The sequence below is a fragment of the Streptomyces sp. NPDC111606 genome (assembly GCF_055656945.1).
Genome location: NZ_JBVKBY010000002.1, coordinates 65,553 through 91,212, shown reverse-complemented (window position 1 = coordinate 91,212; position 25,660 = coordinate 65,553). Strand labels below are relative to the sequence as shown.

Below are 25,660 nucleotides of genomic sequence, written 5' to 3'. Positions count from 1 at the left end.
CTCTCCGAGTCTAGGGCGCCCCACTGACAGCCCGCCGCCACCCTGAGAACATCACCTGTTTCAGCACTCATCGATCTTCGAACCCCGCACACCCCAACACCCCCCTCACCCTGCAGAACCATCCCATTACGATGCGCAACCCCTCGAACCCAACCGCCCTAATCCCTCCCACATGCACGCCACCCTCAGAAAATCTGACAAGCAGCCACCAACAGCCCCACATCGACCGCGATCCACGACACACATCGCCAAGGTCACGAAAACGTATCGGGCATATCGAACATCAACCTTCACAGGGGCCACACGAGTTGGCTACCGTGCCGGACAGGCCGTACGACCCCCACCGGCGAACGACGCCGGGCCGCACGGCCTCCGCCGAGTCCGGAGCGCCGCCGTGCAACCCGGAGCCGGGGACCCACCGAACTTGGGGTGAATCGGCTCGACTCCCGCCCGGGGGACGGCCGTAGGGCAACCCTTCCGAAACACCCGCCCGAACCCGACAGCTAACTCGGTAGGCGGAGCATGGAAGGAGTCGCCTCCCTTGGCGTCGCACCGCAAGTCGCGTCCCGCTGGTACGCGCGTAGCAGGCATACGGACCCCCGCCCTCGCCACGGCGGCCCTCACGTCCGTCGCCCTGCTGTCCCAGACGGCCAACGCGAGCCCCTCGACGGACGACAAGCCGAGCCTCGAGGAGGTCGAGAAGAAGGTCGACGACCTCTACCGCCAGGCGGAGTCGGCGACCGAGAAGTACAACGCGGCCAAGGAGAAGACCGCGAAGCAGCGCAAGCGCGTCGACACCCTCCTCGACGACGTCGCCCAGCGCACCCAGAAGCTCAACGACGCACGCGAGGAACTCGGCCGCAACGCAGCCGCCCAGTACCGCACGGGAGCCTCGGCCCCCGACACGGCGACCTTCCTCCTGGCGGACACCCCGCAGGACTACTTCGACCAGACCCAGCTGATGGACCGCATGACGGGCCGCCAGAAGGAATCGGTCGACGACTACTTCACCCAGCAGTCCGCGACGATGAAGAAGCGCCAGGAGGCCGCCCAGAGCCTCGAGACGCTCACCGAGTCGCAGAACGACCTGCGGACGGCCAAGTCCACCGTCCAGCAGAAGCTCGCCGACGCACGCGAACTGCTGTCGAAGCTGACGGCGGAGGAGAAGGCGCGCCTCGCCGCGATCGAGAAGCGCAAGGAGGAGGAGGCCGCCCGCAAGGCGGCGGAACTGGCCCGCCAGCAAGAGGCGGCCGAGCAGCGGCGCCAGGAAGCGGCCCAGCAGCAGGAGAGCAACGACTCCTCGTCCGACTCGTCTTCGTCCGACTCGTCCTCCTCCGACTCGTCCGCGTCGGACTCCTCGTACGCGACCAAGGCGGAGAAGGCCCTGGCCTTCGCCCGCTCCCAGGTGGGCAAGCCGTACGTCTGGGGCGCCACCGGCCCCGACTCCTACGACTGCTCCGGCCTCACCCAGGCCGCCTGGAAGGCCGCAGGCGTCGACATCCCGCGCGTCACCTACGACCAGGTCAACGCCGGCACCACGGTCTCCGTCTCCAGCGCCCAGCCCGGCGACCTGGTCTTCTTCTACGACGACATCACGCACGTAGGCCTCTACATCGGCAACGGCATGATGATCCACGCCCCGAAGCCCGGCACGTACGTCCGTGAGGAGTCGATCTTCTACGACGGAGAGTCGTCGATCCACAGCGTGGTCCGCCCGGCCTGACGACCGCACGCGCGCGTGGCGCAATGTCACGCGCGCGTGGACGCGGATGAGCGCAGCTGCGTACGGCGGCAAGGGACGTGCCGGGGGTGTCCGCCCGCAGAGGCGGGCGTCAACAAACAGCCCCTCTCGAGGCACAGCAACCGCCCGACCGAGGACGGACACCCCCCCGGCACGTCCCCGACCCACCACACACCCGCAGGCGCTGCGCGCACCCCCACTCACCCGAGCGGGCCGCCGCAGGCATCCCGGCGCTCAACCACCCGCATTTCACCCCACACGCGCGCGTGCCCCCACCCGTCCCACTCCCCCCACTCCCTAGCATCGATCTCATGCCCGCCCCCACGACCACCACCACATCCCCCCTCCACACCTGGTGGTCGCAACGTCCCCCCGCAGCCGGCGCAGCCGTCATGGCAACCGGCATCCTGTCGGTCGCCCTCCACCAGACCGGCTACGAAACCCTGTCCCGAATCGCCCTGGCCCTCGCCTGCGCGGCCTGGCTGGCCCTCGCCGGCGACTTCACCGCAAGGCTCCTCCGGGACCGCGCCAGGTGGCTCAAAGAAGCCGCCACCCCCGCAGCCCTCACCGCCGTAGCCGCAACGACGGTTCTCGGCACCCGCTTCGCCACCCTCGGCTGGCAACCCCTCGCCAAGGCCCTCCTGGCCCTGGCGGCCCTGCTCTGGCCGGGCCTCCTCATCGCCGTGGTACGCCGCTGGCACCCGCGCATGCCCGGCGCGGTCTTCCTCGGCTGCGTGGCCACCGAGGGCCTGGCCGTCCTGGCCGCAACCCTCGCCGCGACCGAGTCCACGGCATGGCTCGCCCACGCGGCGCTCGTGCTGTTCTGGCTGGGCCTGGTGCTCTACGTCATCGCCCTGACCCGCTTCGACCTGCGGCAATTGATCGAGGGCGCAGGCGACCACTGGGTGGCGGGCGGCGCCCTCGCCATCTCCGCCCTCGCCGGCTCGAAGCTCCTGTCCGCCGACAGCCCGAGCCTGTACCTGTGGAACGAGGACGACACCGACGTCCTGCGCACCGTGACCATCGCCCTGCTGATCCTGGACCTGGCCTGGTACGCCGTGCTGCTCATCGCCGAGATCGGCCGGCCCCGGCTGCGCTACGACGTACGCCGCTGGGCCACCGTCTTCCCCATGGGCATGACCGCCGCAGCGACCCTCGCCGTCGCCACCGCAGTGGACGTTTCTTGGCTCACGGATCCCGGCGAGGCACTGCTGTGGATCGCCGTCGCGGCATGGCTGGCGGTCACCGCAGGCGCAGCGCTGAACTACGCCGAGGTCACGTCCACAGAACGGCGATGAAGACGTTCACCATGGTCAGCAGACCCACCAACCCGAACAGCCGCTTGTCCACCGTCTCCTCGTCCCGCTTCACATAAACCAGCCCGAGGATCACGACCAGCAGCGCCAGCTTCACACCGATCTTGATGTTGTTGACGGACTGATCGTCCGCCTGATTGAGGCCGACAAGGATCACACCGGTGACCAGCATGGTCAGCGCGCCGTGCAGCATCGCGGGCACAAACCGGGCGGTGCCCTGGCCCATCGCCTTCATCTGGGTGAAGAAACCACCGAGCAACGCGGCGATGCCGATGATGTGCAGACCGACGAAGAGGTGGATGAGTACGTCCATGAGGCGGGAGCCTAATCAGCCCCATCAAGGCACCCGCCCCCACCCCCTCCCCCACTCCGATCTTGCATATATGCGCCCCATAGCACCCCGCCACCCCCACCCACCCCCCTTTCCGCCACATCGGTCAGCACACAGCGTGAACAAGACGCCCTCATCCCGCGATCACGCTCACTTACGGTCACGCACGATCCGCTCCCGGCACTTCCGCACAACGCGTTACCACCCCGACACACTCAGGTTTAGCGTCCTCCACCAGGTGACCGGCTCCCCACCGCCGCCCGGGCCAGGGGCGGCAGTCGGCCACCACCGCCGAGAAAGGTCCGGCGGCGGCCCGCTCCCCCTGTGTGGGCCGTCGCCGGACGCGTATCCCGCCCGCGGGCAGTCGTACGTCCGCTCCCCAGGCTGTCGGGGCGGACGTACGGGACGAGGCGGTCGTACGAAAGGACGTGCAGTCCACGTGGCAGCGCACCGAAAGCCCCGCCGGCGCTCGGTCGGCGGCAGTACGGCCCGCACGGCCTGGACGATCGCCCTGGCGGGCGCGGCGACGGCGACGGGCTTCGACGGGACCGGACACGCCGAACCACAGCTGACACCGGCTCAGGTGAAGGCGAAGGTGGACAAGCTGTACCACGAGGCGGAGGTCGCGACCGAGAAGTACAACGGCGCGAAGGAGAAGGCGGACGCTGCCGAGCAGCGGATCAGTGCACTGCAGGACGAGGCCGCCCGCAAGACGGAGAAGCTCAACTCGGCGCGCGAGGCGCTCGGTTCGATGGCCGCGGCGCAGTACCGCGACGGCGGCGTCGACCCGGCCCTCCAGCTCGCCCTCTCCAACGACCCCGACCGTTACCTCGACGGCGCGGAGTTCGCCGAACGCGCCGGCAACCGTCAGGCGGCGTCCGTCGCGAGCGTCCGCAGGCAATTACGCGAGATCGAGCAGTTGCGCGGGGCTGCGCGCATCGAACTGACCTCGCTGCAGTCCCGCCAGGCGGAACTGCAACGGCACCGAGAGACGATCACCGGCAAGCTGGACGCCGCCCGCACTCTGCTCGCCCAACTGACCGCCGAGGAGCGCGCCCGACTCCAGGGCGCAAACGGCGGCACCGACCGCGCGGCCCGCTCCTCGGCAGACACCCGCGACGCCCTGGCGGCCCCCGGCTCAGCCACGACGCAGGCACCCAACGCCCGTGCGGCGTCGGCCATTTCGTACGCATACTCCAAACTCGGCAGCCCCTACGTCTGGGGCGCGACCGGCCCGAACGCCTTCGACTGCTCCGGCCTCACCCAGGCCGCGTACCGCTCGGCGGGCCTCTCCCTGCCCCGCACGACCTACGCCCAGATCGACGCCGGCCGCCGCGTCTCCCGCTCCGAACTACTCCCGGGCGACCTGGTGTTCTTCTACTCCGGCATCAGCCACGTCGGCCTCTACATCGGCAACGGCCAGATGATCCACGCCCCGAACCCCTCGGCCCCGGTCCGGGTGGCCCCCCTCGACGAGATGCCGTTCGCAGGGGCCACGCGCGTGGTGTGAACCGGCCCGCCGAACCGGAGCTCGGCGTCACACCAGACGCCGCGCCGTGGCCCACCGTGTCAGCTCGTGCCGGTTGGACAGCTGAAGCTTCCTCAGAACCGCCGACACATGGGACTCGACCGTCTTGACGGAGATGAACAGCTGCTTGGCGATCTCCTTGTACGCGTACCCCCGCGCAATCAGCCGCAGCACCTCCCGCTCGCGCTGAGTGAGCCGGTCGAGGTCCTCGTCGACCGGCGGCGCGTCCGTTGACGCGAAGGCGTCCAGTACGAACCCGGCGAGGCGAGGCGAGAACACCGCGTCGCCGTCCTGGACCCGGAAGATGGAGTCGACCAGGTCGGTGCCGGTGATCGTCTTCGTCACGTACCCGCGCGCACCGCCCCGGATCACCCCGATCACATCCTCCGCCGCGTCCGAGACGGACAGCGCGAGGAAGCGGACGGGCTGCTCGGCATCGCCCATCAACGGGGCGCAGCGGCGCAGGACTTCGACCCCGCCGCCGCCCGGGAGATGCACGTCGAGGAGGACGACCTCGGGTCGGGTCGCGGTGATGACCGTGACCGCCTGGTCGACGTCCGCGGCCTCTCCGACGACTTCGACGCCGGTCTGCTCGGTCCGGCCGATCTCGGCCTGCACTCCTGTACGGAACATGCGGTGGTCGTCGACGAGCACCACGCGGACATGTCGCTCGCCCGCGCTCCCGCCGGTCGACTCCACTGGCTCGTTCGCCTCGGTCGGGTCGCTCATGACGTCTTCTCCGCCCTCTCCATCTCCAGCTCGACCTCCGTGCCACCGCCGGGGACCGCCCGCAGCCGGGCCGTACCGCCGTTGCGCTCCATGCGGCCGATGATCGATTCTCTGACGCCCATACGGTCGGCGGGTATCGAGTCGAGGTCGAAGCCCGGACCGCGGTCCCGGACGGACACGAAGACGGTCTTGCCCTCCACCTCGGCGTAGACCTGCACGGCGCCGCCCTCGCCACCGTACTTCGCGGCGTTCACCATAGCCTCGCGCGCGGCCTGCATCTGTGCGGCGATTTTCTCGTCGAGCGGGCAGTCACCGACGACCACGACCTCTATGGGGACGCCGTGCTTGTCCTCGATCTCGGCGGCGTTGTGCCGGACCGCGTCGGCGAGGTTGGTGGGTTCGTCGGCCTCGTCCTTGCCGGTGCCCTCGGGTTTGTAGAGCCAGGTGCGCAGGTCGCGCTCCTGGGCGCGGGCGAGGCGCCTGACTTCGTTCGCGTTCTCCGCGTTGCGCTGGATCAGGGTCAGGGTGTGCAGCACCGAGTCGTGGACGTGCGCGGCGACCTCGGCGCGCTCCTGGGCCCGGATGCGCATCAGACGCTCCTCGGAGAGGTCCTGGGTCATCCGGACCAGGTACGGGCCCGCGAGGAGTGTTATGCCCACGAGGACCGCCAGCGCGGCCTGCAGGACCGAGCCGAGGTGGGCGGCGGAGCCCTGCAGGACGAAGATGCCGGAGACGCCGGCCGTGACCAGCACCACGCCACCCGCAGCGCGCAGCAGAGTCAGGGTGCGCCGACGCCGCCCGACCTCCATCCAGCGGGCCCGGCGGGCGTTGTCCGCCTGACGCCAGACCAGGGCGACGCCCGCGCCGACCAGCACGGCGGGAAGGAGATAGGCCTTGGCGCCGCTTCCCAGGTCCACGCTGCCGACGAAGACCATCGCCACCACGACCATGAGGAGCAGGGCGACGATCTGTCCCTTGTCCGGCTTGCGGGCGACGAGTCTGCGGCGGCCGTCGGTCGCGGTCTCGGTGGTGAAGGTCGACGGCTTCTGCGCGTCGACGCCGCCGACGCCGAGCGGCACGAAGAACCAGAACGCGGCATACAGCAATGCACCCAGGCCGTCCGCCATGAACAGGCCGACGAAGACGAGCCGCACCCAGATGACGGGCAGGCCGAGATGCCCGGCGAGCCCCCGCGCCACGCCCCCGAGCCAGCGTCCGTCGCTGCTGCGGTAGAGCTTGCGCGGCGGCCGCGGTTCGACGAGTGGCGCTGCTGCGGCTTCCGGCATGCCATCGATGTTCACACGGTCGGAGCACCCGAGCATCAGGGTCGACCCCCGATACTCCCCTGATCTTCGGCCATCACCGCCTCGAACGCGTCCCCGCAGCCGCCTCAGGGCCGATATCAGGGTCCGACCAGGGTCATTCCGACTCCCGCCACGCCGACCCGCCCGTCACCATGGACACATGACAGATCACCAGCACGCCGCGGACTCCGTGCCCGAGCCGGACGCCGTGCCCACCGCGGGCACCACGTCCGACGCGGCACCCGCGAGCGCCGCGGGTGAGGAACCCCGCGCGCGCACGGGCGGAGAAAGCGGAGAAGCAGCCCCGCCCGAGGAGACGGGCGCACTCGACCCGCCGCACAGGTTCCGGCGCGACCGCCGGCACAAGATGCTGGCCGGTGTCTGCGCCGGGCTCGGACGGCAGTGCGACATGGACCCGGTGATCTTCCGGATCACCCTCGCCGTCCTCTCCGCGACCGGCGGCATCGGCCTCATTTTCTACGGCTTCGCCTGGCTCTTCGTCCCGTACGACGACGAGGACGAGAACGAGGTGCGCAAGCTGCTGACCGGCCGCGTGGACGGCCAGGCGCTGACGGCCGTGCTGTTCGCTCTGGTCGGCTGCGGCGTCCTGCTGACCCTGCTGAGGAACGGCGGTGTGCTGGCCTTCGCCGTGGTCCTGTCCCTCCTCCTCGCGGGCGCCGGCTACTGGTCGCGCCACCGCAGCACCCCCGACCCAGACCCGCTCGCCGCCCAGGCCGTCGCCGACGCCCCGCCGGAGGCCCAGGCCCCACCGGTCCCCGCCGCCCTCTCCTCCTGGTGGCGCGAGCCCATCGTGAAGGACGGCACGCACGAGGGCGGCACCGGCTATCTCTGGGGCCCCCGCGACTCGCGCGACCGCGACATCGCGGCGGCGGTCAACATCAGCCTCGGCACGACCTGGAGCAGCCGCCAGGACATACGCGCCCGGCCTCCTCAACAGCCGAAGCAGCGCGGCCCCCGCTGGATCGGCGGCTGGGTGTTCCTGCTGGCCCTGCTCGCGGGCGCCCTCGGCACCAGCGCGACCTGGGCGGACCGAGCGCTCGGCACCAGCCTGCAGACCGGCCTGGCCTGCGCCCTGCTCGTCCTCGGCCTGGGCATAGCGTTGAGCGCGTTCCTGGGCCGCACGGGAGCGGGCTCCATCTTCCTGGCGATCATCACCGCGGGCCTGCTGGCCGCCTCGGCAGCCCTGCCCAAGGACATCAGCACCCACTGGATAGAGAGAACCTGGCGCCCGGCGGCCGTGACCGACGTCCGAGAGCAGTACGACCTGGGCACCGGCGTCGGCACTCTCGACCTGACCCGCCTGAACCTCACCGACGACCAGACGGTGACGACGAGAGCGGACGTGGGCGTGGGCCGGCTCAAGGTGATCGTCCCCAAGGACGTGACCGTGGAGGTGAGCATCGACGTGGGCGTGGGCGACATCCAGCTGCCGGGTGAAGACAAGCAGGACGTGGACGTGGCACCGGGCAAGCACAAGGAGCTGACCCTGACACCGCCCAAGGGCACCAAGGAGGCGGGCACGCTGGACCTCGACTTGAGCATCGGTGTGGGACAGGCGGAGGTGACCCGTGCTACGTCATGAGTTCCAGCCCGGAAGACTGGTCGCCGGCACCTTCCTGACCCTCGCGGGCATCATCTACGTCGGAGACGCGGGTGACGCCTGGGAGACCCCATGGTTCGTGGTGATCCCCATAGTGATCGGCGGCCTCTGCCTGGCAGCCGCGGTGGCGCTCACGACCCGAGGGATACGCAGACGCCGCAGCTCCACGACTCCGGCCGGCGCCCACCCCGCACCCCCGGACCCGAACTCACACCGGGCAGCACCCCACTGACGACGGCGAGAGCTACCGATAGCCCCCGGACCGCTGCCGTCGCCGCCTGTGAAATGCGGCATCCACCGAGAACATGGGGGCGCCTGCCAGCACGAGAGGCAGCCAGGCCATCAGATAGGCCAGGTCATTGCCGTAGTAGTAGGGATCGGAGGCCCAGCTAACCGTCAACCACAGACTCAGCGAGATAAGCGCCCCACCGAGCGCCGCCAAACGGGCGAACAGCCCGATCAGCGTGCCGATCCCAACGGCCAGCTCACCGAAGGCAATGGCATAGCCGAACCCGACGGGATTCTCCAGGGCCATGTCGACCATGGCCGGAATCGCCGAGGAGTCCCGCACGGCCCGCATCATGTCGCCGACCGAGCCCGCGCCGGAGTCCTTCATGAAGGCGCTGTCGGTGAGTTTGTCCAAGCCGGCGTAGATGAAGGTGACGCCCAGGAAGACGCGGAGCGGGAGCAGTGCGTAGCGGGTGGCGGTATCCCGCCAGTTCCGGTCGCCGTCGAGATAAGGGGGGTGCGTGTCCGAATGCATACCGTGAGCCATCGCCCTAGCCGCCTCTCGCCCGCCGTGCCGTGACCCCTCAAAAAACGATACGTACGCAGTGGCTGCGCCGCTCAACCCGAATTCTGGGACCTCCCCCGCCCGAAGGAAACCCTGCGTCGCCCTCGAGCACGGGCCTCACAGAGTGGCCATGGCGGGCGACCCCCGCGGCGCCGCACCCGCGTACGGCGGCAAGGGGACGTGCCGGGGGGTGTCCGCCCGCAGTGGCCGGCGTCAAGAAGCGGCACTTCCCTGCCCGACCCCGGCCGCCGGTCCGAGGACGGACACCCCCCGGCACGGCCCCGACCCACCCACCGAACCCCAGGCGCTACGCGAACCCCCACCACACAGCCACAGGCCGCCGCAGGCACCCCCGCCCAACCGCCGAAGGCCCACGTCCCGTCAGCCAGTCACGTCAATCGGTCACGTCAATCGCATACCGATTGGTCTCCACCCCCGCCGCAGTAACCACCTGCACCTCCACCCGCCCGGGCTCAACCTCCACCGGCACAGGCACAGTCAGCACCGCATCCGTGGGATTGCTGAACCCTCCGCTCACGGGCACCAACGGCACGTGCACATGCACCGCCCCGACCCGCACCACCATCCGCGACAACCGTTCCGCCCCCTGCGCCCCCGGCGGCACGAACCCCGCTCCCCGAATCTCGATGTCGTCGCCGGTACGAATGGGCGCGTCCAGATCCCCCGCCTCCCGCGCCCGCACCACGGAAAGGATCACCGGCCGCCCCCCTTCCGCATACTTCCCGGCCAGGTAGGTGGCCGCCGAGATCAGCACCACCACCGCAAGCCCCCACGGCAGATCCGGCAACTGATCCGGCCGCCGCCCCAACCGCACCGCCGCGAACAGCAGCGCAACCCCGCCGATCACGACGTACTGGATGTCGGCGAACGTCCCCCGCCCCGCGTCATCCGTCAGCAGATCCGCGGCACGAGGCCGATCCGCCCGCAGCTTCTGCAGCCGCTGCCCGAACACCCGCACCCCGACGACCCGCCGCACGAGCACCGCGATCGCACACACCACGGCGAGCACGGTCACGACACCCGCGCCACGCTCCAGCTCAAGGCCGGCGATCAGCGCGTCGCGTTCCGCGTGGCCGGACGCGACCGCCAGCTGCCCCACCAGCACGAGCACGGCGTATGCGACGAACAGCACCCACGCCCCGGCCACCGCACGCGACGTGGACAGCCGGTTGTCCTCACCGATGACCGGCGCCAGCGCCCCACCCCGCGCCCGGTGGAACCACGACGCCGCGGTCAGCGCCCCGCCCGTCACCAGCGCGGCCAGCAGTCCGGCCGTACGCGCAGCCGTCCACCCCGCGCCGATCGCCGTGAACGCCTGCCCCAGGAGCAACGCCACGACCAGTGCCCAGACCACGCACGCCGTACGCGACCACAGCCGCGCCAGCCACGCCTCCCCCTCGGCCCGCCCCCGCTGGGCGACGAGTTCTGCGGACTGTGTCAACTCCTCGGACACCCACTGCCGGGAGGCGGAGGCCGAGTGGGCCACGGCCGCAGGCAGTCCCTGCCCGGCCGCGAACTCGTCCCGCTTCAGCAGAAACGCGGCGACCGCACGCCGATGCCCCGCCCGCGCCCCGTGCGGACAGTCCCCACAGGTGCAGCTGCCCCCATGCGCGCCCACCGCGCCCCCATGCCCAGCCTCCTGCACCGCCACGCCCGACGCCCGCCTTCCCGACAATCCTCACGAACTTACGAACTTACGAACTCACGAAGTCACGAACTCACGGCCCTCGGGGCACTACGTCCTTCACAGGCCCCGACAACCCTCATGGCCTTATAGCCGCATGGCCCACCGATCGGCAGCCCGATCTCAGATACCGGCCATCACCGTTTTCGGACATCGCTGCCCTCGACCATCGCCGCACCACCGCCGCACGACCGACAACTCCCGGAGGGCGACAGCGAATTGTCCCGCACCCGGCCCGCTCCCCACCCGGCAGGTCCGGTCGGCGCGGGTGAAGACAAGGCCATCGTGTTGACCCGGCTGCGAGAATTTCTCCATGGCCGAGATCATCCAGCGCGACGGGACCTGGGCCTTCGACGGCACAACGGTCCGGATCACGCCGGGCCTCCACCGCTCCGTGCCGCTGTTCCGGCAGACGTACGGGGAGATCGCCGTACCCCTGGAAGCCGTCGCAAGCATCGTCTTCGAGCCCGAGCGCAAGCGCGGACGGCTGCGTATGCGGCTGCGCGAGGGCGCCGACCCGCTCCTTCAGGCGACCGGCGGCCGGCTCCCCGACCCCGCCGACCCCTATCGGCTGACGGTGGACATCGACCGTGCCGGGGCCGCCGAGTACGTCGCCGAGGAGATCCGCCGCGCGCTGCTGCTCGACCAGATCTCCAAGGAGCCGACCAAGGCCTACCTCCTCCCCGGCCCACCGGTCCCCGTCTCCGTCCGTTCCTCCGACGGCACGGTGTCCTTCGACGGCGTCCAGGTGCGGATCGACTGGTCGGACACGTCCGAGCGGGTCAAGCGGGCGACGGGTCCCCGGATCATCAACGTAGGCGACCTGGTCCAGGTCGAATGGCTGCCCAACTCAGGTTACGAGGACGGCTTCCTGCGTTTCGTGACCCGGGAGACGGTGTTCTCCAAGCTGCCGCCGGAGAAGGATCCGTACGCCCTTGACCTGTGGGGCAGCGCCCGCCGCGACCTGCTCACCGCCCTGGTCGCGACTGCGGTCACCGCCCGGCTGCCGCACCCGTCCACTCACCCCGGCATCGCGGACCCCACCGACCGCCCGCAGCTTGCGGCGTCCGTACCGCCCCCGGCCGACCATCACGACGTACTCCTGCGCAGACTGCGGGAGTTGGGCGAGCTGCACCGGGACGGGGTGCTCACGGACGGGGAGTTCGCGATGACGAAGGCGGTCGTCCTCCGCAGCTTCTGATCGCGGCCCACAGACCATCGCACCGCTGACCGCGGAAGGAGCTCTGCCCCCCTGCCCCCTGCCCCCCGGCCCCCCGAATCCTCAGCTCAACGGCCTCCTGAACCCTCAGCTCAGCAGATCCGGCTCGCTCCGGCTGACGTCCTGCCACAGCGGCTGATAGTTGATCCACGCCACCAGATCCCCGCCCAGCTGCTCCCGCGTGGCCACCGCCTGCCGATGCTCGATGAGGACCGGACGGCCCGCCGCCCTGGCCGTCAGCTGCACCTGGCTGGAGCGTTCCATCGACAGGAACCACCAGGCCGCCGCGTCCACCGAGTCGCCGACGGTCAGCAGCCCGTGGTTGCGCAGCACGAGGGCCTTGTGCGTGCCCAGCGCTGCCGCGATGCGCCGGCCCTCCAGGGCGTCGACGGCCACGCCCGAGTAGGCGTCGTAGAGGGCGTGGTCCTCGTAGAAGGCGCAGCTCTCCTGTGTGATCGGGTCGAGGAGCTCGCCGAGCGCCGCGAGGGCCCGCCCGTGCACCGAATGGCAGTGGGCGACCGCGACGACGTCCGGGCGGGCGGCGTGGACCTGGGAGTGCACGGTGAACGCGGCCTGGTTGACGTGGTAACGGCCCTCGATCACCTGCCCCTCGGAGTTGGCGAGGACCAGGTCGCTGACGGTGACGTGCCGGAACGGCATCCCGAACGGGTTGACCCAGAAGCAGTCGCTGAACTCCGGATCGCGCGCGGTGATGTGCCCGGAGACTCCGTCCTCGAACCCGAGCCGCCCGAAGATCCGCAGCGCGCCCGCGAGCCGCTCCTTGCGGTGTCGGCGCTCGTCCTCGACCGAGTCGTGCATGGGCGGCATCGCGAATTGCAGGCGGTCGGTCGGCAGGGGCGAGGGCGGGGTGGACCCGAGGGGCGTCCCGTGCATGTGTCCTCCAGCACTGGGTTACTTACGGGGCGGAAGTTACCGTCGGTCAGCGCAGGAAAACAGAGTTGTTCTGTAAAGATGACGCACGCAACGCCCGCGGGAGCAGGTTGGGCGCATACCCGACAGCAGATGTCAGGTATCGGCGCCACACTCACCGTATGACAGCGAACTGGGCAACCTTCACCGCGGCCGAGCCGGACCTCGCCCGCATCGCGGAGGAACGCTTCGGCGCCTTCACGCACCACGTCCTCGCCACCCTCCGCAAGGACGGTTCCCCGCGCACCACCGGCCTGGAGGTCCGCTTCCTGAACGGCGAGCTGTGGCTCGGCATGATGCCGGACTCGCTCAAGGCCCTCGACCTGCGACGCGACCCGCGCTTCGCGCTCCAGGCGAACCCCGGGGAGGGGCAGACCATGGGCGGGGGTGACGTACGGATCGCCGGGCGGGCGATCGAGGTCGAGGATCCCGGGACCAAGGCCGCATACGGCGAAGAGGTGGAACCGCCGGAGCCGTTCCACCTCTTCCGTACCGAGCTCACCGAGGTCGTGAGGACCTACATCGAGGACGACAAGTACCTCGTCGTCAAGATCTGGCAGCCCGGCCGGCCCCTGCGCACGATCAAGCGCACCTAGGGCCTGCCCCACTCAGCGATGGGGCCTACTCCCACTCGATGGTGCCCGGCGGCTTCGAGGTCACGTCGAGGACGACGCGGTTGACGTCCCGCACCTCGTTGGTGATCCGCGTCGAGATCTTCGCCAGCACGTCGTACGGCAGCCTCGACCAGTCGGCGGTCATGGCGTCCTCGCTGGACACCGGCCGCAGAACGATCGGGTGGCCGTAGGTCCGGCCGTCACCCTGCACGCCCACGCTGCGGACGTCCGCGAGCAGGACCACCGGGCACTGCCAGATGTCACGGTCGAGGCCGGCGGCAGTGAGCTCCTCGCGGGCGATGGCGTCGGCCTCGCGCAGGAGGTCGAGACGCTCCTTGGTCACCTCGCCGACGATGCGGATGCCCAGGCCCGGGCCCGGGAACGGCTGGCGCTGGACGATCTCGTCCGGCAGGCCGAGCTCCTGGCCGACCATCCGGACCTCGTCCTTGAACAGCTTGCGCAGCGGCTCGATCAGCTGGAACTCGAGGTCCTCGGGGAGGCCGCCGACGTTGTGGTGGGACTTGATGTTGGCGGTGCCGGTGCCGCCGCCGGACTCGACCACGTCCGGGTACAGGGTGCCCTGGACGAGGAACTCCACCGCCGGGCCCTCGTCCGCGATGATCTCGGCCTGCGCCTGCTCGAAGACCCGGATGAACTCGCGGCCGATGATCTTCCGCTTCTCCTCGGGGTCCGAGACCCCGGCGAGCGCCTTGAGGAACCGCTCCTCCGCGTCCACGACCTTCAGCTGTACGCCGGTCGCGGCCACGAAGTCCTTCTCGACCTGCTCGGTCTCGCCCTTGCGCATCAGGCCGTGGTCGACATACACGCAGGTCAGCTGGGAGCCGATGGCCTTCTGGACCAGCGCCGCCGCGACCGCGGAGTCCACGCCGCCGGACAGCCCGCAGATGGCGCGCCGGTCGCCGACCTGCTCGCGGATGGCCGCGACCTGCTCCTCGATGACATTGCCGGTGGTCCAGTCCGGCTTCAGGCCCGCGCCGCGGTACAGGAAGTGCTCCAGGACCTGCTGGCCGTGCGTGGAGTGCATGACCTCGGGGTGGTACTGGACGCCGTACAGCTTCTGCTCGTCGTTCTCGAAGGCGGCGACCGGGACGACGTCCGTGGAGGCCGTCACCGTGAAGCCCTCGGGGGCGGCGGAGCAGGCGTCGCCGTGCGACATCCACACGTGCTGCTCGGCCGGGGTGCCCTCGAAGAGGGTGGAGGACGACCTCGAGACATGGAGATCGGTACGGCCGTACTCGCGGGAGCCGGTGTTGTCGACCGTCCCGCCGAGGCTCTGCGCCATCAGCTGGAAGCCGTAGCACATGCCGAAGACGGGGACGCCGGCCTCGAAGAGTGCGCGGTCGAGGCGGGGGGCGCCCTCCTCGTACACGGACGAGGGGCCGCCGGAGAGGATGATCGCCGCCGGGTTCTTGGCGAGCATCTCGGCGACCGGCGTGGTGCTCGGCACGATCTCGCTGTAGACCCGGGCCTCGCGGACGCGACGGGCGATGAGCTGGGCGTACTGCGCACCGAAGTCGACGACCAGGACGGTGTCGGGGGCGGCTGCGGGGTTCGCTGATGACACGGGTTGCCTTCCGGCGGTGAGCGAGGTGTGTGTGGGGCCGAGTCTACCGGGGTCCACGGGGCCCCTACCGGGGCAAGCCCCGTCTCAGGATGCGAACCGCCTTGGACTCCCCCGGGCGGCACGGCATACTGGCCCCATGCTCACGCACCCGACCTTCCTCTTTACCTATGGCAACCGGCCCACCGGCTGCCATGGTCGTGCTGCTTGAGCAACTGACAAGCGACTTCCCAGGCGCCCCGGGCCGACAAGGTCCGGGGCGCCTGGCGTTTGCGGATCCTGCCGCTCCGGGGCACCTCCCGCCGTATCGGCCCGACACGGGCCGGGACAGCTGAACCAGACGAGGAGCCCCCAATGACCGCGATCGACGTGACCGGCGCCCGCACCCCCGAGGCGGCCGATGTGATCACCGGCGCCCGAGAGCGCATCGACGCGCTGGACGACCGGATCATCGGTCTGATCCAGGAACGGATGGCCGTGTCCGCGGTGATCCAGCAGGCCCGGATCACCTCCGGTGGCCGGCGCGTGAACCTCTCCCGGGAGATGGAGGTCCTCGGCCACTACAGGGACGCGCTGGGCAAGCCGGGCACGGCCCTCGCCATGACGCTGCTCGAACTGTGCCGGGGTCGCATCTGAGTTCGGGCCCCCTCTCACCCGGTCGGAGCGTGACGCCGCCCGGACCCCTTCGTTGGTACCGGTGTCCGTGCCAGCCAGGGACGGGCCCGAAAGAACCACGCGTGGCTCGCTGGAGCGATGTGGCGTACGGATCGTCCCGTGCGTCGTGGGACCTCGCTCCAGGAAAGTGACCGGACGGCAGGGGACAGCAGCCCGGTCACCAAGAGAACGGTCGGCTCCGGGGACGCCCGGGGCCGGTCGGCGGAAGGGGCAGGACGGAGTAACGCCGGGATCGAGCGGTTGCGGTGGCCGAGTCCGTCCAGCACGATGCGTAGAAAGCTCCAAGTCCCTCCGTGGACACCTGCAACTCCTTCGGCCCGGCCGTGCGCTGACGCACTGCCAGAGGTCGAGACACACAGGCCAGCGGCGCAACCCCCCGGCGCCGCTCCCCAGGCACCGACGCTGCCCTGACGTCGGTGCTGACGAAAGAAGGGCCCCGCGGCTCCGTCCCGCGGGGCCCTTCTCATGCCCCTCTCGCACCCACCCGTCTCGTGCCCGCCTGTCCGATGCCGGCCCGTCGGGTGCGCGAGATGGTGCCGCACTCCTCGTCCGCCCCGTCCAGTCCCCTGCTCCGGTCGTACGGGTCGACCACGGCGCCGGAGGGCTGGGGGACTCGCCTACAGCTCGGCCTCGAACTGGGGATGGATGAAGCCGTCACGACCGTCATACGGCCGCGCACCTTCACCTGGGTGCGACGAGTTCGACCTCGTCGCGGTCGAAGCGGGTGAAGGTCCACTTGGGGTCGTTCTCGAGGGTGGGGCCGCGCAGGCCCGTCCGCAGATCGGCGAGGTAGTCCTTCTCCGGCGGGTCGACCAGTCCCAGGGCGGCCTTCGGCTCGGCGCCGTACAGCACCTCGCGATCGAGGTTCGAGGCGACCAGGAACTCCTGCGAAGGGCCGGGAGCGGGTGGGAGTGGCGGCCGTGCCTGCGGGTGCGGCGCTCGGGGCGATGGGCTCCGCCGGGAGCAGTGTCGTCGGGGCGGTCCCGGGTCCGCCCGCAGCCAAGGGGTCGCCCGGCAGCAGCGACGGCCACACTCCCACCGCGACCCAATGCGACCAGATCATGTGATGCAGGCCACATAAGAAACTTGTTAGTGACAGTGCAACCATTCACAGCCGTCACTGATCAAACCATGCGTACCAAGGGCCACTCCCGCGCCCCACACGCGGAGGCCTCCCTGTATGCGCGTGCTGCGACATCGCAGCACTCCGGACTTTCGAGGTCTTCATGAAGCTTCGCCGTGCCCTGGCCGCTGCGGCCGCGACGGCAGTCATAGCGCCGATCGCACTGCTGTCCGCGCCGGCTGCGTTTGCCACGGACGACACTGCGACGCCGACGGCGTCGGAGAGCACGCCGGCCGCCGAGGAGAGCACCCCCGCGGCCGAGGAGAGCACGCCGGCCGCGGAGGAGTCGACCCCGGCCGCCGAGGAGAGCACGCCGGCCGCCGAGGAGAGCACCCCCGCCGCGGAGGAGAGCACGCCTGCCGCGGAGGAGTCGACCCCGGCCGCCGAGGAGAGCACGCCGGCCCCGGAGGAGAGCACCCCCGAGGACGACCCGTCCTGGAACCCGTACGAGGACTGCGAGACCTTCGACCTCGACGACAACCTCAAGGCCGAGATCTCGGGCCTGCCGAGCAAGATCGTCGCGGGTTCGGGCTGGCACAACTTCGAGTTCGTCGCCACGAACAACTCCGACAAGGACCTGGAGAACGTCTGGATCGAGGCGTTCACCGAGTACGCGGAGGAGAACGTCGACGAGTCGCTGTACCTGGACATGGCCGAGATCCAGGTCAAGCAGGACGGCAAGTGGACCAGCAGCTACCAGGACTTCTACAAGGACGAGGACGGCGAGATCGTCTTCACCGGCAGCTTCGTCGCCTCCCTGGACAAGCTGGAGGCGAACTCCTCCTCCACGCTCGACCTGCGCGTGCGCGTGAAGTCGTCCGCCCCGGCCGGTTCGTCCTTCGCGCTGAGCCAGGCGATCTACGCGGGCGACGACGCCGCGTGCTACGGCAACGGTGAGTTCTACGAGTTCACCGTGCTCGCCGCGGGCAGCAACCCGGGTGACGTCGACCCGGCCAAGCCGAACGGTGAGAAGCCCTCGGGCGTCGACGGCAAGAAGCCGCAGGGCGAGGTCCAGGAGGTCACCGGCAACCTGGCCGAGACCGGCGCCGACTCCAACCTCCCGGTCATCGGCACCATCGGTGGCGTCGCCATCCTCGCCGGTGCCGGCGTCGTGTTCGCCATGAAGCGCCGCAAGGTCGGTGCGGAGGCCTAAGCCTCACCGAAGCTCTACGCAAGACGGAGAAGGACCTGCGCTCGGAGGGGGGCGCAGGTCCTTCTCTGTTGTCGGCTGTCGCCGGCCGCTACTTCTTCGGCGGCACCGTCGGCATCCCCAGGAACGGCAGCCGCAGTGCCCCGAAGGCCTCCGCCGGGACCACCGGGGACTTCGGCTCGACGGGCTTGAGGCGTTCGTACGCCGCTCCCTGCGCGGGGCGCTGGTCCGCGTCGTCCTTGTTGGGCCAGTACGACATCGCCCGCTCGGCCTGTGCGGTGATCGTCAGGGAGGGGTTGACGCCGAGGTTGGCCGACACCGCCGCTCCGTCGACGACCGAGATGCCGGGGTGACCGTACAGACGGTGGTACGGGTCGAGTACGCCGGTCTCGGGCGAGTCGCCGATCGGGCAGCCGCCGAGGAAGTGGGCGGTGAGGGGGGTGCCCATCAGCTCGCCGACGTTGGAGCCGGCGAAGCCGTTGATGTCGGCCGCGATCACCGAGGCGGCCTCCGAGGCGGCCTTGATCTGCTTGGGGTTGGGGGCGCCGTGGCCCTGGCGGGCGGTCAGCAGGCCCTTGCCCACGCCGTCCGGCTTCAGATACGTCGTCAGCGAGTTGTCCAGCGACTGCATCACCAGGCCGATGATGGTCCGCTCCGACCAGCGGCGGTTGGACAGGGAGCGCAGGACGAGGAGGGGATGGCGGGCCGCGTTCGCCAGCCAGGCGCCGGCCCGCGAACGGCCGTCCACGTAGGGCACTTGCAGGATCGACAGGCCGCCCATCGAGTTGGAGCCCCTGCCGTAGCGGACCGGCTCGATGTGGGTGTTCTCGTCGGGGTGGATCGAGGACGTGATGGCGACCCCGCGCGTGAAGTCGACCTTCGGCTGCCCCGTCGCCTTGCGGTAGCGCCGGTTGTCGGTCTGGGCGCCGACCAGGGCCTCCGAGTTGGTACGGGTCAGCTCGCCCAGCTTCGCCGAGAGGTGCGGCAGTTGGCCGCCCGCCTTCATCCGGTGCAGCAGGGTCTGGGTGCCGTAGGTACCGGCGGCCAGGACCACCTTGCGGGCCTTGAACAGCCTGCCCTCGCCCTTCTTCCCGCGGTCGGTCGGCAGGGTCGCCACCGCGAAGCCGCCCTGCGAGTCGTCCGTGACCGAGACGACCGTCGTCAGGGGGTGGACCACCGCGCCCGCCTTCTCGGCCAGGTAGAGGTAGTTCTCGTTGAGGGTGTTCTTCGCGCCGTGCCGGCAGCCGGTCATGCACTCGCCGCACTCGGTGCACGCCTTGCGCGCCGGTCCCGCCCCGCCGAAGTAGGGGTCCGACACCTCTTTGCCGGGCTCGGCCCGCGACTCCCCCTCGGCGTCCTTGCCGTCGCCGAAGAACACGCCGACCGGCGCCATGTGGAAGCTGTCGCCGACGCCCATCCGCTCGGCAGCCGCCTTCAGGTGGACGTCCGACGGGGTCATCGTCGGGTTGATGCGTACGCCGAGCATGCGCTGCGCCTGGTCGTAGTACGGCTTCAACTCCTCCTGCCAGTCGGTGATGTCACGCCACTGGGGGTCGTCGAAGAAGGCCTTCGGCGGTACGTAGAGGGTGTTGGCGTAGTTCAGTGAGCCGCCGCCGACGCCCGCTCCCGCCAGCACCATGACGTTGCCCAGCAGGTGGATGCGCTGGATGCCGTACATGCCGAGCTTGGGGGCCCAGAGGTAGTTCTTCAGGTCCCAGGAGTTCTTGGGAAGGGTCTCGCGGGTCCAGCGGCGGCCGGCTTCGAGGACACCGACGCGGTAGCCCTTCTCCGTCAGGCGCAGCGCCGTTACGGACCCGCCGAACCCCGACCCGACGACGATGACGTCATAGTCGTATCCGGAGCCGTCGTCCTGTTTCTGGGCAGAGTTCTCCTGTGACACTTGCTCTCCTCATTGAAAGCGGTGAAGCGGCGGTGCGGTCGAGCGTGATCTAGCGGAAGCGGAACGCCTTCATCAGCCGCAGGCTCCGGCTCATGAACTGCGCGTACTTCTCGTCGTCCATCCCCAGCGACGGCGCCATCGGCAGCAGCCGCTGCTGGGCGACCGTCTGGGCCTCCGTGTACTTGAGGATGCCCTCGGAGCCGTGGCGGCGGCCGAGGCCGGAGTCCTTCATGCCGCCCATGGGCGACTGGACGCTGCCGTATGCGGGGGCGTAGCCCTCGTTGACGTTGACCGTGCCGGTGCGCAGACGGGCGGCGACCGCGCGGCCGCGGCTGCCGTCCTTCGTCCAGACCGACGAGTTGAGGCCGTACGGCGTGGAGTTGGCGAGTTCGATCGCCTCCTCCTCGTTCTTGAAACGGTAGATGGAGACGACCGGGCCGAAGGTCTCCTCGGAGCAGACGGCCATCGGCGCCTCGACGCCGTCGAGGATCGTGGGCTCGAAGAAGTACGGGCCGATGTCGGGGCGAGCGGTGCCGCCGGCGACGAGCTTCGCGCCCTTGGCGACGGCCTCCTCCACGTGCCGGGTGACCGTCTCCAGCTGGCGCTCGCCGACCAGTGAGCCCATGTCGGCCCCGTACGCGAGGGACTTGCCGAGCCGCATCGCCTTGGTGCGGGCGGCGAAGCGCTCCACGAAGGCGTCGGCGACGGACTCGTGGACGTACAGGCGCTCGATGGAGATGCACAGTTGGCCCGCGGAGGAGAAGCAGGCGCGGACGGCGCCGGCGGCGGCCTTCTCCACGTCGGCGTCCTCCAGGACCAGCATCGCGTTCTTGCCGCCGAGTTCGAGCGAGACGCCGACCAGGCGGGCGGCGGCGCCCTGGGCTACCTCGCGGCCGGTGCGGGTGGAGCCGGTGAAGGAGACGTAGTCGGCGTGCTTGACGACCTCGGGGCCGATGACCGGGCCCTCGCCGAGGACGACCTGGAAGACGTCGGCGGGCAGTCCCGCCTCGATGAGCAGGTCACGGGCCCACAGGGCGGTCAGACAGGTCTCGGTGTCGGGCTTCATCACGACCGCGTTGCCCGCGACGAACCCCGGGAGCGCGTCGCCGACCGACAGCTCCAGCGGGTAGTTCCAGGGGGCTATCTGGCCGACGACGCCGCGCGGGTGGCGCAGTTCGGTGACCTTGGTCAGCGTGGGCATGGCGCCCGCGTGCCGCTTCGGCTTCAGATAGGAGGGCGCCTTACGGCCGTAGTGGCGGGCCGCGACGGCTACGGCCTGCACCTCCTCGTGGGCGTGCAGACGGGCCTTGCCGGTCTCCAGCTGGATGAGGTCGAGGACCTCGGCCTGACGTTCGAGCACCAGGTCGTGGAAGCGGAGCAGGACCGCGGCACGCTGCCGCACAGGGACCTGCGCCCAGACGGCCTGGGCCTTACGGGCCGCCTCGAAGGCCTTCTGCACGTCCTCGGGCGTGGATTCGGGCAGGTCGGCCAGCTTCTCGCCGGTGAACGGCGTGTGGTTCGCGGTACGGCCGGAGCCGGCCACACCCTTGGTGAGCTGGGCCACCAGCTCGGGAGTCACCACGTCGGCGGCGGTACGGGCGCCCTCCGGGGCGGGGGCGAGGGGGTTCGTGCCGGTCTTGGCCGGGGCCTGCGCGTCCGTCATGAGCCGCAGAGTATGCCGCGACGGAGGCTTTGTGTACCCGTCGGTAACGGGGATTCACCGAGTGCTCACATGCTGCCAGTGTCCACTGGCAGTAAACACGCTGATCAGGGCGTTGCGCGGGGACGAGGAGGTGGCGCTCAGTCCGGTCCGATCTCAAGTCGGTCACGGGCGCCCTTGAAGACCGCGGTGCCCTTCTTCTCCGTGGGCGTGCCCTTCGGCATGTCGACGCGCAGCTCGTACATGCGCTCGTCACCGGTGACCACGAACAGCTGCATGACGCGGCTCGGGGACTCCTCCTTGTCGTAGGTGACGTCGGACAGGACGGCGTCGTAGCCCTTGAAGGTGGTGCGTGTGGACTGGCCACTGGCGTCGTTGTTGTAGCTGTTCCAGGTGTCGAGCGCGTACTGCGCCTGGTCCAGCAACGGGCGGGGCGACTTGTCCCACAGGGTGAGGCGGACCTGGACGAGGCCGATGTCGTACACGACGAGCCGGGGCTGGTCGGTGGCGCTGCCTTCCCTGGCCATCTCCTTGTACTCGGCCGGGAGGGAGAGCACGGCGTCCATCTCCTTCTCCCGGTGCGCGATCCAGGAGCCGGCGGTGGGGGTGGAGCCGGGGCGGGGGCCCGAGCTGCTCGGCGCCAGGGGGGCCGAGGAGTAGACGGGGTTCATCTCCTGGGGGCCGTCGTCCTTGTCGACGAGGAAGGAGGAGGTGGTGAACCAGGTGCCGGCCACGAGGAGGACGCCCAGGACGGCGACGGGAAGGGGGCGCAGCCAGGGGCGGCTCTTGGGCCCGGAGGGGGTCATGGCGGCGGTTGCCGGTTCGGGCAGTGCTTCGGGGGGCGCGTCCGGGGTTGCTCCGGGCGCCGCTGCGGAGGTCGGCAGCTCCGGCTCGCCCGCTGCTTCGGACGCCGCTGTTTCGGAAGGTGCCGGTTCGGACGCCGCGGTTTCGGAAGGTGCCGGTTCGGAAGGTGTCCGTTCGGAGGCCGCCCCTTCTAAAGCCGCCGAGCCCGAGAGCCGCACCGTCCCCGCGTCCTCCGTGAACTCCCGTAGCCCCGAGGCGTCCTGGGGCCCCGCCCCCGCCGAACCCCGGGCGGGCTCCGGCATGGGCCACCCCCGCGCGACCGCCTCCAGCGCGGCGCCGACATCCTCCGCGTCGGGGCGCAGCTCGGGATCCTTCCCCAGCAGCCGCACGATCAGCGACCCCAGCGGCCCCGCCTGTTTCGGCTCGGGCGGGTCGGCGGCGAGGATCGCGGCGAGCGTGGACTCCAGGGTCGTACGGCGGAAGGGCGACCAGCCCTCCACGGCGGCGTACAGGAGCACGCCCAGCGACCACAGGTCGGAGGCGGGGCCGGCGCCGCGGCCGGACATCCGCTCGGGGGCGATGAACTCCAGGGAGCCGACGAACTCGCCGCTGACGGTGAGGGATTCCTCGCCCTGGATGTGGGCGATGCCGAAGTCGGTGAGGACGACGCGGCGGTGGGCGCCGAGCAGCACGTTGGCGGGCTTGACGTCGCGGTGGACGATGCCGACGGCGTGCGCGGCGCGCAGGGCACCGAGGACGGCGACACCGATGCGGGCGGCCTCGGCGGCCTCCACCGGGCCGCGCTGGAGGACCTCGTGCAGGGACTCGCCGCGGACCAGCTCCATGACGATCCAGGGCAGTCCGTCCTCCACGACGACGTCATGGATCGCGACGGCGGCCGGATGGTCGACGCGGGCGGCGGCGCGGGCCTCGCGGTAGAGGCGGTGGGCGGCCCGCTGATGGCCCGCGTCATCCGGGTCGCCGGGCAACCGTGGCTGTTTGACGGCGACTTCACGGTCGACCAGCTCGTCGAGTGCCCGCCAGACGGTGCCCATTCCGCCGGAGCCGATGCGCTCGGCCAGACGGTAACGCCCGCCGATCACACGCCCCTTGGGGCCGGTGCCGCCCCCGTCGCTACTCATGCCCCATGCCTACCTTGCGGGGCGGGCCGTTGGCCAGTTCAGAGCTTGCCGATGTCCAGGTTCGCGATGGTCGCCTGCGCCACCTCACGTCCGCGGTCCGTGAAGTCGCCCTTGCCCGGGTAGCTGATCGTCACCTTGTACATGTCGCCCGCCGTGGTCTTGTAGTAGAAGATCTTCAGCTCGCGGGGGCGGGGGTTCTGGGTGTCGTCGGTCGTGTACTTGACCGTGTTCTCGGCGGACTGTTTGCCCTGGTACGTGGTCTGCCTCGTGTCGGTCTGAGGCCCGTCGGGCATGGAGAGTTCGTAGTTGCCCTGCTCCTTGAACTGCTCGTTGTCGGCGTACATCTGGGCCGCCGCGGAGTTCTTGATCTGGTTCGAGGTGTCCTCGGACTTCCGGGCCAGCCTCACGCCGACCCAGATACTGCCGCTCCAGTCGGAGTAGGTGAGCCAGTTCTTGTCCGTGTCGTCGGCGTCGGGCTTGGTGAGCTGGTAGGCCGCGGGCACCTTCAGGGTCACACCCAGCTTCGGGTGCGCCCGCTGCGTCCAGCCGTCCGGCGTGGACCCCGCGAACGGATCCGCGATCACCAGATACGCCGCCACCGCGCCCGCGACGAGGGCCGCCCCGATTCCGAGCAGCGCCTTGCGCCCCAGCAGGATGCCTCCCTTGGCACCCTCCGCGACCCGCACGATCTGCGTCGTCGGCGCCGGCGCCCGCGGGTTGGCCGTCTGCTCCAGCAGCGCACGCGTCTGCGCGGCGTTCGGGCGGCGGGCCGGGTCCTTCTGGAGCAGGCCGTTGATGGCCTCGGCGAGCGGGCCCTGCGCGGCGGCGGGCGGCGCGGGCGTGGCGTTGAGGACCGACTGGAGGGTCGCCGGGGTGTTGCTGCGGCGGAACGGCGAGACGCCCTCCGTCGCCGCGTACAGAACGACGCCCAGGGACCACAGGTCGCTCGCCGGTCCCGGCCGCTGTCCCAGCACCCGCTCCGGCGCGATGTACTCGGGCGAGCCGACGAAGCCGCCGGTGTCGGTCAGGTTGGTCTCGCCCTCGATCTGGGCGATGCCGAAGTCGGTGAGGACGACGCGGTCGTGGCGGCCGAGGAGGACGTTGTCCGGCTTCACGTCGCGGTGCAGGATGCCCGCCGCGTGTGCGGCCTCCAGCGCGCCGAGGACTTCGAGGCTGATTCTCGCCGCGTCCCGGGCACCGAGCGTGCCTTCCTGCAGCGCGTCGCCCAGCGTGCGGCCCTGCACCAGCTCCATCACGATCCACGGCTGGCCGTCCACGACCGCGACGTCATGCACGTTCACGACCGCCGGATGATCGAGCCGGGCCGCGGCGCGGGCCTCGCGGCGCATCCGCTCGAAGGCGTTGGCGCGTTCGCGATCGGGAAGGTGATCAGGTACGCGGGGCTCCTTGACGGCGACTTCGCGGTCCACCGTCTCGTCCTTGGCCCGCCAGACGGTACCCATCCCACCGTGCCCGAGCTTGGCGAGCAGCCGGTAACGGCCGGCTATCAGACGTCCGGTGCCGGGGTCCGGGGTGGAGGGCGCGGCGGGGTGGGCGGGCGCCGGCTGATGGGGCGCGCCCTGCTGCGGTACGGCTTGCTGCGGTACGGCCTGAGTGGGCGACGCGTACGGGTTGCCCGGGTGAGGAACGGGACCGGGCGGGTTCGGCTGCGGTGGTTGCAGTTCGAAACTCGTCGGCTCGTCGGACCGGTAAGGGGCTCCCCCGTTGCTGCTCATACGTCCATCCATATCGCGGTAAGCGCCTCGGTATCCAGCGGGAATGCTTTCCGGTCA

Annotated in this window: 21 protein-coding genes and 1 riboswitch; of the genes, 9 read left to right on the top strand and 12 right to left on the bottom strand. The window is 70.4% G+C overall.

What is annotated here, in order from left to right; translation table 11 throughout:
* Positions 1–363 precede the first annotated feature (363 nt).
* Positions 364–533, top strand: a riboswitch (cyclic di-AMP (ydaO/yuaA leader).
* Between the two features lie 8 nt (positions 534–541).
* Positions 542–1,723 carry a C40 family peptidase gene (locus ACZ7M7_RS08320; RefSeq protein ID WP_472114142.1) on the top strand — a complete coding sequence of 394 codons (1,182 nt, stop codon included), beginning with the start codon at positions 542–544 and terminating at the stop codon, positions 1,721–1,723.
* A 329-nt stretch (positions 1,724–2,052) separates the two neighbouring features.
* Positions 2,053–3,039 carry a tellurite resistance/C4-dicarboxylate transporter family protein gene (locus tag ACZ7M7_RS08315; RefSeq protein WP_472114139.1) on the top strand — a complete coding sequence of 329 codons (987 nt, stop codon included), beginning with the start codon at positions 2,053–2,055 and terminating at the stop codon, positions 3,037–3,039.
* On the opposite strand, the gene ACZ7M7_RS08310 is transcribed toward ACZ7M7_RS08315, so the two are convergent.
* On the bottom strand, positions 3,017–3,370 hold the full coding sequence (locus ACZ7M7_RS08310; protein ID WP_383611857.1) for a hypothetical protein: 354 nt from the start codon (positions 3,368–3,370) through the stop codon (positions 3,017–3,019). The two genes, ACZ7M7_RS08315 and ACZ7M7_RS08310, sit on opposite strands and share 23 nt — an antisense overlap.
* A 457-nt stretch (positions 3,371–3,827) precedes the next feature.
* Between ACZ7M7_RS08310 and ACZ7M7_RS08305 the strand changes: the two genes are divergently transcribed.
* Positions 3,828–4,898 carry a C40 family peptidase gene (locus tag ACZ7M7_RS08305; RefSeq protein ID WP_472114135.1) on the top strand — a complete coding sequence of 357 codons (1,071 nt, stop codon included), beginning with the start codon at positions 3,828–3,830 and terminating at the stop codon, positions 4,896–4,898.
* 27 nt (positions 4,899–4,925) lie between these two features.
* Here ACZ7M7_RS08305 and ACZ7M7_RS08300 read toward each other — a convergent pair whose 3' ends face one another.
* Together ACZ7M7_RS08300 and ACZ7M7_RS08295 are read right to left on the bottom strand one after the other, a co-directional pair.
* Positions 4,926–5,645 (bottom strand): LuxR C-terminal-related transcriptional regulator, encoded by a 720-nt coding sequence (locus tag ACZ7M7_RS08300; protein WP_383611862.1) that lies wholly within the window; start codon positions 5,643–5,645, stop codon positions 4,926–4,928.
* Positions 5,642–6,931, bottom strand: a complete 1,290-nt coding sequence (locus tag ACZ7M7_RS08295) for an ATP-binding protein (protein WP_472114131.1) — start codon at positions 6,929–6,931, stop codon at positions 5,642–5,644. Before ACZ7M7_RS08295 ends, ACZ7M7_RS08300 begins: the two co-directional genes overlap by 4 nt.
* A 178-nt stretch (positions 6,932–7,109) precedes the next feature.
* Between ACZ7M7_RS08295 and ACZ7M7_RS08290 the strand changes: the two genes are divergently transcribed.
* Entirely contained in the window at positions 7,110–8,552 is a 1,443-nt protein-coding gene (locus ACZ7M7_RS08290; RefSeq protein WP_383630074.1) for a PspC domain-containing protein, read from the top strand.
* On the top strand, positions 8,539–8,802 hold the full coding sequence (locus ACZ7M7_RS08285; protein ID WP_472114128.1) for a hypothetical protein: 264 nt from the start codon (positions 8,539–8,541) through the stop codon (positions 8,800–8,802). The genes ACZ7M7_RS08290 and ACZ7M7_RS08285 overlap by 14 nt, the downstream gene beginning before the upstream one ends.
* Before the next feature lie 12 nt (positions 8,803–8,814).
* Here ACZ7M7_RS08285 and ACZ7M7_RS08280 read toward each other — a convergent pair whose 3' ends face one another.
* Both ACZ7M7_RS08280 and ACZ7M7_RS08275 read right to left on the bottom strand, forming a co-directional pair.
* Positions 8,815–9,333 carry a DoxX family protein gene (locus ACZ7M7_RS08280; RefSeq protein WP_383611874.1) on the bottom strand — a complete coding sequence of 173 codons (519 nt, stop codon included), beginning with the start codon at positions 9,331–9,333 and terminating at the stop codon, positions 8,815–8,817.
* Between the two features lie 424 nt (positions 9,334–9,757).
* Positions 9,758–11,035 (bottom strand): hypothetical protein, encoded by a 1,278-nt coding sequence (locus tag ACZ7M7_RS08275; RefSeq protein WP_383611876.1) that lies wholly within the window; start codon positions 11,033–11,035, stop codon positions 9,758–9,760.
* A gap of 346 nt (positions 11,036–11,381) precedes the next feature.
* Between ACZ7M7_RS08275 and ACZ7M7_RS08270 the strand changes: the two genes are divergently transcribed.
* Entirely contained in the window at positions 11,382–12,269 is an 888-nt protein-coding gene (locus ACZ7M7_RS08270; RefSeq protein ID WP_472114125.1) for a DUF4429 domain-containing protein, read from the top strand.
* 105 nt (positions 12,270–12,374) lie between these two features.
* On the opposite strand, the gene ACZ7M7_RS08265 is transcribed toward ACZ7M7_RS08270, so the two are convergent.
* Positions 12,375–13,181 carry a class II aldolase/adducin family protein gene (locus ACZ7M7_RS08265; protein WP_383611882.1) on the bottom strand — a complete coding sequence of 269 codons (807 nt, stop codon included), beginning with the start codon at positions 13,179–13,181 and terminating at the stop codon, positions 12,375–12,377.
* 158 nt (positions 13,182–13,339) lie between these two features.
* Between ACZ7M7_RS08265 and ACZ7M7_RS08260 the strand changes: the two genes are divergently transcribed.
* Positions 13,340–13,813: a pyridoxamine 5'-phosphate oxidase family protein gene (locus ACZ7M7_RS08260; RefSeq protein ID WP_383611885.1), complete on the top strand. Its 474-nt coding sequence runs from the start codon at positions 13,340–13,342 to the stop codon at positions 13,811–13,813.
* Positions 13,814–13,838: 25 nt separating this feature from the next.
* Here the strand turns inward: ACZ7M7_RS08260 and guaA are convergent, their stop codons facing one another.
* On the bottom strand, positions 13,839–15,416 hold the full coding sequence (gene guaA / locus ACZ7M7_RS08255; protein ID WP_383630064.1) for a glutamine-hydrolyzing GMP synthase: 1,578 nt from the start codon (positions 15,414–15,416) through the stop codon (positions 13,839–13,841).
* Positions 15,417–15,767: 351 nt separating this feature from the next.
* Between guaA and ACZ7M7_RS08250 the strand changes: the two genes are divergently transcribed.
* The gene (locus tag ACZ7M7_RS08250) at positions 15,768–16,049 is read left to right on the top strand and encodes a chorismate mutase (RefSeq protein ID WP_472114121.1); all 282 of its coding nucleotides are present in this window, start codon (positions 15,768–15,770) and stop codon (positions 16,047–16,049) included.
* Positions 16,050–16,769: 720 nt separating this feature from the next.
* Here the strand turns inward: ACZ7M7_RS08250 and ACZ7M7_RS08245 are convergent.
* Positions 16,770–16,940, bottom strand: coding sequence for a hypothetical protein (locus ACZ7M7_RS08245; protein WP_472114118.1), 171 nt, complete (start codon positions 16,938–16,940; stop codon positions 16,770–16,772).
* 374 nt (positions 16,941–17,314) lie between these two features.
* Between ACZ7M7_RS08245 and ACZ7M7_RS08240 the strand changes: the two genes are divergently transcribed.
* A complete protein-coding gene (locus ACZ7M7_RS08240) occupies positions 17,315–18,364 on the top strand; it encodes an LAETG motif-containing sortase-dependent surface protein (protein WP_383611897.1) in 1,050 nt (349 codons plus the stop codon).
* A gap of 88 nt (positions 18,365–18,452) precedes the next feature.
* On the opposite strand, the gene ACZ7M7_RS08235 is transcribed toward ACZ7M7_RS08240, so the two are convergent.
* The 4 genes from ACZ7M7_RS08235 to ACZ7M7_RS08220 form a co-directional block, all read right to left on the bottom strand.
* The gene (locus ACZ7M7_RS08235; RefSeq protein ID WP_383630062.1) at positions 18,453–20,261 is read right to left on the bottom strand and encodes a GMC family oxidoreductase N-terminal domain-containing protein; all 1,809 of its coding nucleotides are present in this window, start codon (positions 20,259–20,261) and stop codon (positions 18,453–18,455) included.
* A gap of 49 nt (positions 20,262–20,310) precedes the next feature.
* Entirely contained in the window at positions 20,311–21,924 is a 1,614-nt protein-coding gene (locus tag ACZ7M7_RS08230; protein WP_383630060.1) for a succinic semialdehyde dehydrogenase, read from the bottom strand.
* Positions 21,925–22,061: 137 nt separating this feature from the next.
* Positions 22,062–23,867, bottom strand: coding sequence for a serine/threonine-protein kinase (locus tag ACZ7M7_RS08225; protein WP_472114115.1), 1,806 nt, complete (start codon positions 23,865–23,867; stop codon positions 22,062–22,064).
* Positions 23,868–23,905: 38 nt separating this feature from the next.
* Positions 23,906–25,603 (bottom strand): serine/threonine-protein kinase, encoded by a 1,698-nt coding sequence (locus tag ACZ7M7_RS08220; protein ID WP_472114113.1) that lies wholly within the window; start codon positions 25,601–25,603, stop codon positions 23,906–23,908.
* Between the last annotated feature and the right edge of the window lie 57 nt (positions 25,604–25,660).